This window comes from Bacteroides sp. OM05-10AA (assembly GCF_003439055.1).
Classification (GTDB): Bacteria; Bacteroidota; Bacteroidia; order Bacteroidales; family Bacteroidaceae; genus Bacteroides; species Bacteroides intestinigallinarum.
Genome location: NZ_QSUR01000008.1, coordinates 84580 through 97415 on the forward strand (window position 1 = coordinate 84580; position 12836 = coordinate 97415).

Consider the following 12836-nt stretch of genomic DNA (forward strand, 5'->3'; position numbering starts at 1 on the left):
CTAAAACCACATCTTTTCACCCACTACCTTGCAGAAAAACTTTTTTAATTTATCTTTGCATCCAAAACAACCCTACATGAAATACAAACTTATCGTGCTCGATCTTGACGGCACACTCACCAACTCTAAAAAGGAAATCACTCCCCGCAACAGGGAAATTCTGATACGTATGCAAGAGCAAGGAATACGACTGGTATTAGCTTCCGGGCGACCTACTTATGGTATTGTGCCATTAGCTAATGAGTTACGTATGAATGAATTCGGTGGATTCATCCTGTCCTATAACGGAGGAGAAATCATTAATTGGGAAACACAGGAGATGGTATATGAGAATGTGTTGCCTAATGAAGTTGTTCCGGTGCTTTACGAATGTGCCCGTACCCATCAACTAAGTATATTAACCTATGACGGAGCAGAGATAATAACCGAAAACTCTCAAGATCCATACGTATTAAAAGAGGCCTTTCTCAATAAAATGGCAGTTCGGGAGACAAATGACTTCCTGACAGACATCACACTTCCCGTAGCCAAATGCCTCATCGTAGGAGATTCCGATAAACTGATTCCACTTGAAGCCGAACTTTGTCTCCGGCTGCAAGGTCGCATTAATGTTTTCCGTTCAGAACCCTATTTTCTCGAATTAGTCCCGCAAGGTATCGACAAGGCCCTTTCTTTGGCCGTCCTGTTAAAAGAAATAGGAGTAGCACGTGAAGAAGTTATAGCCATAGGTGATGGCTATAATGACCTATCCATGATTAAGTTTGCAGGACTGGGGATTGCCATGGGAAATGCTCAAGAACCTGTAAAGAAAGCAGCAGATTACATCACCCTGAATAACGAAGAGGATGGTGTAGCAGAAGCAATCAATAAGTTTTGCAATCAACAATAGCCAAACATCTACTGACATGCCGGCAGAGTTTTAGTTTCTCGGTGAGAAACCTTTGGTTTCAAGGAATGAAACTATTGGTTCCTCGGTGTGAAACTGTTAGTTTCATACCGGGAAACAAATCACATTACTGGTAAAAACGACCCGACACTTAAAATCAACCGATTAAAGATAGGGCGCATATTCAGATTTTATACTAACTTTGCGGTTCCAATAAAACAAATATAAAATGTTATGGAACATCAACTTACCATTTACAACACCTTAGATAGAAAGAAAGAGTTGTTTGTACCGCTTCATGCACCTCATGTAGGCATGTATGTGTGTGGACCGACTGTTTACGGAGATGCCCATTTAGGACACGCCCGTCCGGCTATAACCTTCGATGTGTTATTCCGCTATCTCACCCACCTAGGATATAAAGTACGCTACGTACGAAATATTACCGACGTAGGTCATCTGGAACACGATGCCGATGACGGAGAAGACAAGATTGCCAAGAAAGCACGTCTGGAAGAGTTGGAACCAATGGAAGTTGTTCAATATTTCCTGAACCGTTATCATAAAGCAATGGAAGCGTTGAATGTACTTTCTCCAAGCATTGAGCCACATGCTTCAGGACATATCATTGAACAAATCCAACTGGTACAGAAGATTTTGGATGCCGGATACGCCTATGAAAGCGAAGGCTCCGTCTACTTCGATGTAGCCAAATACAATAAAGATTACCACTACGGAAAACTTTCCGGACGTAATCTGGACGACGTATTAAATACCACCCGTGACCTCGACGGACAAAGCGAAAAACGCAATCCCGCCGACTTCGCCCTTTGGAAAAAGGCACAACCTGAACATATCATGCGCTGGCCGTCTCCATGGAGCGACGGTTTCCCCGGATGGCACGCCGAATGTACCGCTATGGGACGCAAATACCTGGGTGAACACTTCGATATTCACGGAGGAGGAATGGACTTGATTTTCCCTCACCACGAATGTGAAATCGCACAATCGGTAGCCTCACAAGGCGATGACATGGTTCACTACTGGATGCACAACAACATGATTACCATCAACGGAACCAAGATGGGTAAATCACTTGGCAACTTCATCACGCTGGACGAATTCTTCACCGGTACTCATAAGCTGCTAGCGCAAGCCTACACACCAATGACAATCCGTTTCTTCATCCTGCAAGCTCATTACCGCAGCACGGTAGACTTTAGCAATGAAGCACTGCAAGCATCCGAAAAGGGTCTGCAACGTCTAATGGAAGCCATTGACGCATTGGATAAGATAACTTCCTCATCGGCAACTTCAGAGGGAATCAACGTGAAAGAACTGCGCGCTAAATGCTACGAAGCAATGAATGACGACTTGAATACACCGATTGTCATCGCACAGCTTTTCGAAGGCGCCCGCATTATAAACAATATCATTGCCGGCAATGCCACCATCTCCGCCGAAGACCTGAAAGACCTGAAAGAAACATTCCATCTGTTCAGTTTCGACATCATGGGATTGAAAGAAGAAAAAGGCTCTTCAGATGGTCGTGAAGCAGCTTACGGCAAGGTAGTAGATATGCTACTGGAACAACGTATGAAAGCGAAAGCCAACAAAGACTGGGCTACTTCCGATGAGATCCGCAACACACTGACAGCACTCGGATTTGAAATCAAAGATACCAAAGACGGTTTCGAATGGAGACTGAATAAGTAACAAGAAAAGAAAGTGCTCAACGCACCTTGTACATACAAAGAAGACCGGCTCACCACGAACCGGTCTTCTCTTTTTTCATAGAAACATTATAACTAATACCCTCTCTTTAAATTCTTGTTTTCTCTTATCTTATTCACTAATTATTTATTTTCCATGAGCATTTCAACCGGCTGTCCATGCTGACAAGTTACCGTCAGTACGGTCTGGTCTCCCTGCTGTTCCAACCGGACATTTTCCATCGGGCTTGTCAATCTCCAATGTCCTTTAAGCCGTATCTCCTTAGTAATAGGACGGCTGGGTTCTTTCGTTGTATACGTCTTCTCTTCTATATTCAGATTCGGATCACAGACGCTTAAACGGATCCCCTTATCAGATTCCTTTGCATACATCACCATTGTTTCCGCAGGAATAGCCACGAACACTTTATCAGTGGCAGGCTGATAAGCTTCAAAAGCAGCATACGCCGTGATACCAGTCTTTTTATCATAAACAACGTGAGCAGTCTGATCCCGTTGCAACACCTCGTATGCAGGAGTTTTGCGCAGTTCGTCGAGATCGGAAGCAGAAGGCTGTATCAATACCATATATTCATAAGTTCCCTCTTTCGGTGCCTTGCCATGTTCTATCCAGGCAGAAGAGAATTTTCCTTTGGTTACTTCACGTATCTTTTCGTGCCGTGATTCCTGTTCTGCCACCTGTGAACGAACGGTTCCGTCCACTACATGATAATAATTGTCATAACCATCATGAAGCCAATAGCTATCCTCTCCTACTTTGGGCTCCTTACCATTATATTTTGTCTGGAAAAGAGTCGTTTCCGTAGGATAATCCGCATTGGAGTTCGCAATACCTGTTCCCAGGCAAACCATCCGGTTATCAAAACAGAAAACGGATTTACGGGCCACAAAGTCCGGTGTGAAGTTCTCATAATCCCGTTCTGCCAATTTCATAGCGAACATTCCATTTTTACCATCTAAAGAACTACTTCCGGAGAAATTCTCTTTGGAGCGTGCCATAGTCGTTCCTTTCAATGGGCTATCAAGCAAGTCAAAAGGCAAATGGATGGTAGTTGTACCCGGTAAACGGTTCCAGTCCCATCCCTCCTGCACAAAGCCGCTTCCGGCACGTGACACGGGATTTCCTTTCCCTATAATCTGCACGGAGCCATAACTCTGATAACGTCCGTAACGGTTATCTTTCGTATAAATTTCAGAGCCCCATACGTCAGTGGTATACCCTTTCAATGTCACCATCCAGTCCGCACGACGGAAAATACCTGCCGAACCATAGTTGTAAACGAAGAATCCCTGTGGAGCCTGTGCCGGTTGAATACCTTCCTTCTTGAAGAAACGCGCATTCGGAGTATCACCGTTGCGTATCAGACGTAAATAGTCGGCAGCCAGACCACGATCAAACGTATTTCCCTGACCGGACAAATCGCCGGATAAAGCGATATTGGCAAATGCTTCGATATCATCGCTTCCCATCTTTCCTCCAAAAGGATGACGGCCACTGATTCCGATGCCCCATTCATAGAAATTGCAATAATTGCGCATAGCAATAAAGGCTGATTTCATGTGTTTGCGCGCATCTTCGGTCAGTTCAAAACTTGTACCATTGGTAAATGCAATATATTCTCCTACAGTCGCAAGTACTCCAGTGGTATATCCCGGATAGAAACCGCCATGATGGAAAGTCGTACCGTCTACCTTTATACCACCGATCGTTCCCGGAGTATAACGCAAAGAAGAAGATAGCCAACGTGATAATCCGCTCAACGCTTGCGCCTGTTCTCTTGCATCGGGAAACATCATAGCGGAAATAAATTTCGCCATCAATAACGTATGCCAGGAATCCAACAATTCATCACGTGTTGGAGAGCATGGCTGACGAGTTTCTTGTAGAGCCGCCCAAAAACGCAATGTGGAGAGATAAGCATCCCGATGAGGATGTTTGTAGATAGCATCACGCATCAGCCAGGCAGTTGTATATATCTTACGTACCTGATAACCATAATGATGATTGGTGCCCATACCGCTACCATAGGCAAATCCCTGATCGATAGCATAGTCGAATACGGTAAAGTAGTTTTTCTTTGATGTTTCGTTCTGGTTATAACAAGCATCATAGGCAAAACCGGAAAGCATCGTTTCAATATCGTTCCATGACATTTCTCCTTTCTTCTTGTCCTGTTCATCAGGAGTGACAATCGGAGTTCCTATAAATCCCGTTCCGGCGATGGATGGACTGATAGCCGCTTTCTCAAATGTTTTATAGGCAGCATTAATCGGTCCTTGCGGAGCCTTTTTCACTTCCAGAAAGTCAGTCAAACGTTGTTCGATAGTCTTCAACGCCTTCTTTTGCTCGCTTGTCAATTTAGAAGGCAGAGGAATATCATACGACTGTTGTTCCCATTTCCACACGAGACACCAATGCCACAGGTCACGATTAGACAGCCCATTATTGGTAGGCAACTGCTGGTCGGGAGTGGTACGAAGATTCATTTTCTTTTCCGGGAAAATCAGACGGTCAAGAAAGATACGCCCCTTCCGTTGCGGGGCAACCAGTCGATAGGCTACAATCTTCTTATCTTTCTTGTCGCCCTGCATATACTCAAAAGAGATCCAGCAAGCCCGCCAACCTGCTGCCTGCAAACGATAAGAGAACCAATAAGAGACTTCTCCCTCCTTATTCAGAAACTCAAAACGAATAGAATCCTGCTGTGGTTTCTCATTATAAATCCACAAGGTAATGCCGAACTGCTTCTCGTTTCTCGTATTCAACGATAAAGGAGCAATTTGAACATCCAGCGTAGAACCGGGCTGAAAGTCCCATTCCAGACTACTTTCACCCTCTTTGTAAAAAAGAGAAGAGATTTTCACTTCTCCCTTTCCGGAAACTGTAAATGCTTCGGGCACTTCTTCTTCAAATCCGATGAGTTGAGCGAAAGCTGAAGGAATGATTCCCAAAAGGAATAATACTATAAAACAACTGTTTTTCATTACTATTTTCAATTTAAACGCGGATGCGGATTAACACCTATTATTGTCGCAGAGATTTACTCCTAAAATTGGCACTTATTTGAGTTAATCAGCGTTTTATAAATTACTAATCGCTAATAAGGAATCCGATCCGACAGAATCTTTTCCGTATACCAAGGATCATTAATTTCCTTCAACATAGCTCCCATTTCACCGCAAAGTTGTGCCACAATCTCCTTATTTTCTTCCAAAGGCAGGTTATGCAGTTGATATGGATCTTTTACATCATCGAATAAGAGGCTTTTCTTCAATTGCTTCGTATCACGGTCGATATATAACGCCAATGTATATTGAGCCGTCTTGATACCTCTTGAAGAAGGGAAGTAAGTCTGCACCAATCCATTTTCATCTTTATCGCCATCTACATTCTGAATATACAGTGCACCTGTAGGACGAACAATTTCAGCCTTTTCATCGAAGAAAAGAGGAGCGAAATTACGTCCCTGCACTTCCGCCGGAATAGAATCACCCAGTCCGCACAAGCCAAGCACCGTAGGCATAATATCAGGAGCGGAGAGCAATAAATCATCTACCCTCGGCTGAATCTTACCGGGAAAACGAACCAGGAACGGAATATTCATGGATTCAGAATAAGGGGAATTCTTCGGATCATCAGTGCGCTGGCTACACATCGTCTCACCATGATCGGAAGCAAAGATTACGACTGTATTCTTATCCAATCCCAATTCTTTCAATGTCGTCAAAATCTGTCCGAAAGCACGGTCTACTCCGGTAACGGAAGCGAAATAATAACGTGCAGACTCCGCTTTCTTCATCTTCAAATCGACATTCGGACGAATCAACAGACTATCCAGAGGCTGATCTTTATAAAGATTAAAATCCTGCTCTTCACAGTCATTCAAGGAGCGATACGGGCTGTGAGGAGGATTCATGCCCACCATTATGAAGAAAGGTTTCTTGGTATCACGTACGTTACCGTCATTTTTCAGATAAGAAATGACTTTGCCTGATTCGTGCAAAGGTGACCATTCCTTCGGATCGTGTCTCTTACCATCCGTATCCCAATAATGCGGGTTCTTGTGTTCGTCAAATGTTCCGTAAGAATACCAGTAGTTAAAGCCGTGCCGGCGTTCTTTCGGTGTATAGGCATCCCATGCCGGACGTTTTTCTTCCACATACTGTCCCGGATGTTCGGGATCGTTCGGAGTCGGGAAGTCAGCGTGAAGTTTACCAAAATAAGCACAGTCATAACCTGCTTTGCTGAACACATCGCCGATACATTCCGCATCCTCGCGTAAGGAACTGATCGGACGTGTAGAATTGCAATTCAATGGTACACCGCTTTTGTTCGGATACATACCGGTCAGTAACATTCCACGATGAGGGCTGCTCAACGGACAGTTACTCTGTGCAGACGACAAGACCATAGATTCACGTGCAAAGGCATCCAGATTAGGAGTATGCACGGGGTCTCCTTCAAAGTTTACTTTATCCCGAAATCCGTCCTGGCTCCAGAAGCCCATCGCCTGGTTACGGTATTGATCGGGAAATACATAGATTATATTAGGATGCTCCGCTTGTTGGGACGCTTGCTTCGGAGCCTTGCAACCTTGTGCGGCAAACAGCGTCAAGCCTCCTACAAGAAGGTTTATAGGTTTATTCATGATGGTTTATGATAAATGATTAAAAACAGGTTAGTAGTAAATGATAAGAGGGAAATAATAAACAATAAATATTGAATAATAAACAGTAAACATGTTACGTTAGAATCCGTAGATTATTCATTGTTCACTGTTTACTGTTCATTATTTTTTTGTATTTCTCATTCCTTATTTCTTTTCCAAGTCTCTTTTACGCATAAGTCCTTCCAGGAAGTAGTAGTCAGCATAATTCAGAGGAACATCGATTTCCTGACCGTGAGGAATACTGCCAACTGAATGCATCAGGATAAAATTTCCATTTGTTCCAACCTTTGCACGATAAACAGGCGAGCCTAAACTTTCCATAATCTTATCAGCAGTTTCCTTGTAATGATTACCCGGCAGGTAACCATCCAGTTCATAAAGGGCGGAAGCTGTACAAGCAGCAGCAGAAGCATCACGCGGTTCGTTTGGAATATTCGGAGCATCGTAATCCCAGTAAGGAACGAGATCTTCCGGCAAGTTTTTATTATTAAAGATAAAGTTATACACCTTTTGCGCCTGGTCGAGGTATTTCTTATCTTTCGTGTAGCGATAGCAGGTAGTATATCCATAGAGAGCCCAAGCTTGTCCGCGAGCCCAGGCAGATTCGTCTGCATATCCCTGCGCAGTTTGTCTCTTGCGCACTTCGCCTGTCTCCGGATCGTAATCTACCACATGATAGCAGCTGTTGTCCGGACGGAAGTGGTGAGCTATTGTTGTATCGGCATGTTTCACTGCAATATTATAGAAAGTAGAATCTCCTGAAAAAGCTGTCGCTTCAAACAAAAGTTCGAGATTCATCATATTATCAATAATCACCGGGCATTTCCATCCACGTGTTCCCTGCCAGCCTCTATCAGCATCCCATGACTGGATAACGCCAGCATTCGGGCGAAAACGGGTAGAAAGTGACTTAGCTGTTTCAATAATTACATCTTTATATTTTTTCTTGTCTGCAAAACGGTAGCCGTTCAGATAACTGCAACCAATCATAAAACCTACGTCATGATGCCATTTCAGATATTTTACCGAATCAAGGGCTTCCGTGTATTTTTCGGCTAATGGTAACCATTTCTGATCTCCAGTCAATTTATATGTGAGCCATATACTGCCGGGGAAAAAACCGGAACACCAGTCATCAATAGGTATGTAAGAAATGCTACCGTCTTTGTTGATAGTTCTTGGATTCAGGATCTTACCAGATTTTTCAATAATATCCGTTTGAATCGTGTTTTGTGCAACTGCGTTGTCGATGTTGTCCTGAATAAAGTCTACTTCAACCTTTTTTTGTCCACCGCAACTCGTTAAGATCAAAAGGGAAAGTCCTAATGCGCTAAGAATTGTTTTCATAATACATGGATTGTTTATTAAGTGATTAATTTTCCTGATGGCAAAAGTAGTGCATTTAAAGAGAATAGACCGACCCAAATAATCCAAATGAGGAACTATTTTGGTACATTTTACTGAAATAATTATTTGCACAAGCATTTCCAAAGACTTTCCAACTCAGTTTGGTCGTCTTAACACAACTGACCCAACAAATTAGTCAGCACAGTATTTATTATCTCAAAACTCATTCATTAAATTCATTTCTATTCATTGTTATTAAAGATATAAAACTATATTCTACCGCTATAAAACTAGTGTAAACTCGAAGTTTAAATGACAACAACACCTTATTTCAAGTACATTACAGATAGCTTCTTTCACGCCAAAAGGTAATACTTAACCTTTTTTAATTCTATAAGAAGCCAATAAGACATCGTTTATAGGAAATTAGTGTATATTTGCAGAGCATAACTATAAAACGCATGTTCAATAAAAACAATTACACCAACAATTTCAACCAATTTTTCATTGACTATCAACGCCGCTTCATTCATTTTGCCTCTACGTACGTGCATGATGAAGCCGTGGCCGAGGACTTTGTCATTGAATCAATTATGTATTATTGGGAAAACAAGGAACGATTGCCTTCAGACATAAACATACCAGCTTATGTTTTGACTGTCTTGAAGCATAAATGTATAGATTATCTTCGAAATCAACAGGTTCGTCAAATGGCTTCCGATAAAATCTTTCAAATCTACTCTTGGGAGTTATCTAATAGAATCGCAACTCTAGAAGAACTTGAACCTAATGAAATTTTCACAGCTGAGATTCAAGAAATCGTAAATAGAACCTTAGAAACTTTACCGGAGCAAACCAGACGTATTTTTGCCATGAGTCGATACGAAAATAAATCCCACAAAGAAATAGCAGACCTATTGAACATGACAACAAAAGGTGTCGAATATCATATAAACAAAGCCACAAAAGTTCTACGAATAGCTTTAAAAGACTATTTGCCAACAACGCTACTTCTTTTTTTCTTAAACTAGAAAACCACTACAACTCCAATCATACTTTTTCACTTCCCATGTATCCTATATTCTAGAACCAGAACCTTTTGATCAATAAAAGCACAAAAACGTAAGTATGACATGACAAACATCCACATGGTTTCCTCTCCGCACGAAAAAGGTGCTGCAAGCCGGAATGAAAGAAAAAACACAAATACTTAAAAGAAGAATCTAAAAAAACACTTTCTTACTAGGGATAAACTTACTCTGTTCGTTATTACTATAAATACATCAAAAAAATAAAGTATTTATGAATAAGACCTTACTCTATTATTTTCGCAATGAAAGAGCCACCATATATGCGAACATGAAAAATGGAAAACACAGCTATTTATATTCGCAAAAGTGAAGAGCGTTCTTACTCAACCTATATAATTTGTATTTATAAACACTTTTATTCATCTAATCAAATTTATTATGAAAACGACTTCAGCATTCATGGCTGTTTGTACAGCCTTACTTATGTTCAGCTGCTCCGGTGATGATGAAAATTCGCAATCAACACCTCTCCAACTGAAAACAACAACCAGTTCTCCCGCAAAAGGAGAAATAGGAACTAAGATAACCATTATCGGTGAAAATTTTACAGATCAAGCCAAAGTATATTTAAAAAATGCCAAAGCTACTATTACATCGGTAACAGCTACCCAACTACAGGTAATTGCCCCGGCAAATGAAGCAGGAGAATGTATTATAGAAGTAATGGTAGGTGCCCAAAAGACAGAGAACTTAAGATTTACTTACGTAGACTACACTCCTGTTGTTAGCTCCATCAGCCCAAGCTCCGGAACAGAAAACACGGAAATTACTATCATCGGCGAGAACTTCAGTACCACCCCCGAAGAAAACATTGTAAAAATAGGAGATGCAATAGCAACTGTTAAATATGCCACAGAGACCGAATTGAAAATTATCGCACCTCAAAACGAAATAGGAACTTATGCAGTAACCGTCTCTGTAGGTGTAAAAACAGGCAAAAATCCGGCTCTTTTCACATACGAAGATACAAGAGAGAGGATTTACGAATGTACACAAAATTTCATCACTGTACCTAGTGATATTAATACCCAGGATTTAAAAAGCGTTACATTCTTAAAAGATGGCAGATTAGCTTACAGTACTAACGGTGGTAGTGCTACAGAGGCTTGGGCAATAGATTTAAGAACAATGGAACGAGAAAAAATCGTCCCCAATGGCACAGGAACTGTTCTGCTGAAAATCACCACTAATCCTACTAATGGAAAACTTTACCTCGCATATAAAGGAGAAGATAAAATTAGCGTATGGGATCCTAATACAAAACAAGTTTCCGATTTGTTAACTCGCAACGGGTTGGACAACCTTATGGATGTAAAATTTGACCAATACAACAATATGTATGCGGTTTGCCGTAATTCCGGAACGATCCAAAAATATCCATCAGGAAATTATAACAGCAGTTCAAGGTTGGAATTTGTTAAAATTACCGGCCGTCAAATACAAGCCATAGCTTTTGATGCTGCTGGTAACTTGATAGCAGCAGCAACAGACGGATCAAATGCCGGCTATATTTATAAAGTAGACTCTAGCGGCGCTTATACATTGATTGCAGGTGGAGGTAACAAAGTTATAACGGAGGATATAACAGAAGATCCTAAAACAGCCAAATTGGAAAAAGCAGAGGGGCTAATGGTAGATAAGGATGGCTACATATGGTTCAGTGACGGTAATAGTGGCACCCGTAAAACCAAGATCCTAAAACCTGGAAAGAATGGTTATCAGGACGCCACAATCATCCTCGTTTGTAAAGCCGAAAATGGTTGGAAAGATTCAGGCACCACTAGTCCGGTTGACTTTGTACAAGATACAGATGGAACCATATACATAGCAGACGGTCCTAACAAAGCTATACACAAAGTTACCATCGGCTACAAATAACATGTATCAAATTTACCCAAATTAATTAACGACTCAAATAACCTGCACACACAGCTTCTATAACCTGTGTGTGCGGCTAAACTTAAAAAATTGTACAATTGCAAAAAATGAGTTTTCCACTAGGGATAAACCCTCTTTGTTCGCTATCATTATAAAAAGCACCTATGGACAAAAATTCATTATACCGATTTTTCGAGGGACAAGCATCTATTGAAGAAATGAGAGCAGTGAAAGAGTGGGCTGAAAGTTCAGAAGAACATAGCAAACAGTTTCACCGAGAGCGCAAGTTATTCAATGCAATGATTCTTATAGGAAACCCTAAATGGACAGCAATAAATACAACAAAAAGAAACAGATATTTCATCAGGGAATTCTTAAAGATTGCTTCTGTGATAATCATTGCGGTAAGTATTACAGCTACTATCTTTTCAATAACGAATGAGCATCATAAGCATGTTGACATAGCTATGCAAACAATAATAGTCCCCGCCGGACAACGCGTAAATATTGAATTGCCCGATGGATCAAATGTTTGGCTAAATGCAGGAACACAAATGCAATATCCTGTTTCATTCATGGAAGATAAACGTGAAATAATATTAGACGGAGAAGCCTATTTTGATGTTGCCCGTAACGAAAAGTGCCCGTTCATAGTACATACTCATGCAATGGACATAGAAGTATTGGGCACAAAATTTAATGTAGAGGCTTATGCTAAACAACAAAACTTCGAAGCTTCTTTAATACAAGGAAAAATAAAAATCAAATCACCTTCCGACAATAATATTTCACAAGTTTTATTACCTGACTATAAGAGCACCCTAAAAAATGGCAAATTAGTGATAAGCAAAATTGAAGATTATAATATATATCGCTGGAAAGAAGGATTGTATTGCTTCAAAAACAAATCGTTCATAGAAATAATAAAAGACTTGGAGAAATATTATAACCTGAAAATTATAGTAGACAAGCCTAGCATTACCAACATAATATTAACAGGAAAATTCAGAATCTCTGACGGCTTGGATTACGCCCTTCGGATATTACAAAAGGATGTACCTTTTATTTATAACAAACATACAACAGATGACATCATTTATATAAAATAATAAGAATATTAACTCAATAACACGGGAGAAACAAGCCTATGAAATGATACTAATTGAAAAACAAAAGAGCTGACAGATATTTGCCCTATCTATCAGCTCCTGCCTAACACAATTTTTATAAA

The 12836-nt window shown here is 40.9% G+C and carries 8 protein-coding genes; 5 read left to right on the forward strand and 3 right to left on the reverse strand.

Translation table 11 applies throughout. From position 1 onward, the window contains the following. The first annotated feature begins 76 nt into the window (after window positions 1-76). On the forward strand, window positions 77-889 hold the full coding sequence (locus DXB58_RS08175) for a Cof-type HAD-IIB family hydrolase (RefSeq protein WP_122136494.1): 813 nt from the start codon (window positions 77-79) through the stop codon (window positions 887-889). Between the two features lie 231 nt (window positions 890-1120). Next, on the forward strand, window positions 1121-2602 hold the full coding sequence (cysS, locus tag DXB58_RS08180) for a cysteine--tRNA ligase (protein WP_117936513.1): 1482 nt from the start codon (window positions 1121-1123) through the stop codon (window positions 2600-2602). 140 nt (window positions 2603-2742) lie between these two features. Here cysS and DXB58_RS08185 read toward each other — a convergent pair whose 3' ends face one another. The 3 genes from DXB58_RS08185 to DXB58_RS08195 form a co-directional block, all read right to left on the reverse strand. Next, a complete protein-coding gene (locus tag DXB58_RS08185; protein ID WP_122136495.1) occupies window positions 2743-5604 on the reverse strand; it encodes a chondroitinase family polysaccharide lyase in 2862 nt (953 codons plus the stop codon). Between the two features lie 113 nt (window positions 5605-5717). Then, complete coding sequence (locus DXB58_RS08190) at window positions 5718-7268, reverse strand: sulfatase (protein WP_117936509.1); 1551 nt, start codon at window positions 7266-7268, stop codon at window positions 5718-5720. 165 nt (window positions 7269-7433) lie between these two features. After that, on the reverse strand, window positions 7434-8636 hold the full coding sequence (locus DXB58_RS08195; RefSeq protein WP_117936507.1) for a glycoside hydrolase family 88 protein: 1203 nt from the start codon (window positions 8634-8636) through the stop codon (window positions 7434-7436). A 461-nt stretch (window positions 8637-9097) separates the two neighbouring features. Here DXB58_RS08195 and DXB58_RS08200 point away from each other — a divergent pair, with 461 nt between their 5' ends. The 3 genes from DXB58_RS08200 (at window position 9098) to DXB58_RS08210 (ending at window position 12714) form a co-directional block, all read left to right on the forward strand. Beyond that, entirely contained in the window at window positions 9098-9667 is a 570-nt protein-coding gene (locus DXB58_RS08200; protein ID WP_004307454.1) for an RNA polymerase sigma-70 factor, read from the forward strand. A 438-nt stretch (window positions 9668-10105) separates the two neighbouring features. Beyond that, the gene (locus DXB58_RS08205; RefSeq protein ID WP_004324302.1) at window positions 10106-11605 is read left to right on the forward strand and encodes an IPT/TIG domain-containing protein; all 1500 of its coding nucleotides are present in this window, start codon (window positions 10106-10108) and stop codon (window positions 11603-11605) included. Window positions 11606-11769: 164 nt separating this feature from the next. Continuing rightward, window positions 11770-12714, forward strand: coding sequence for a FecR family protein (locus tag DXB58_RS08210; protein WP_008998192.1), 945 nt, complete (start codon window positions 11770-11772; stop codon window positions 12712-12714). Window positions 12715-12836 lie beyond the last annotated feature (122 nt).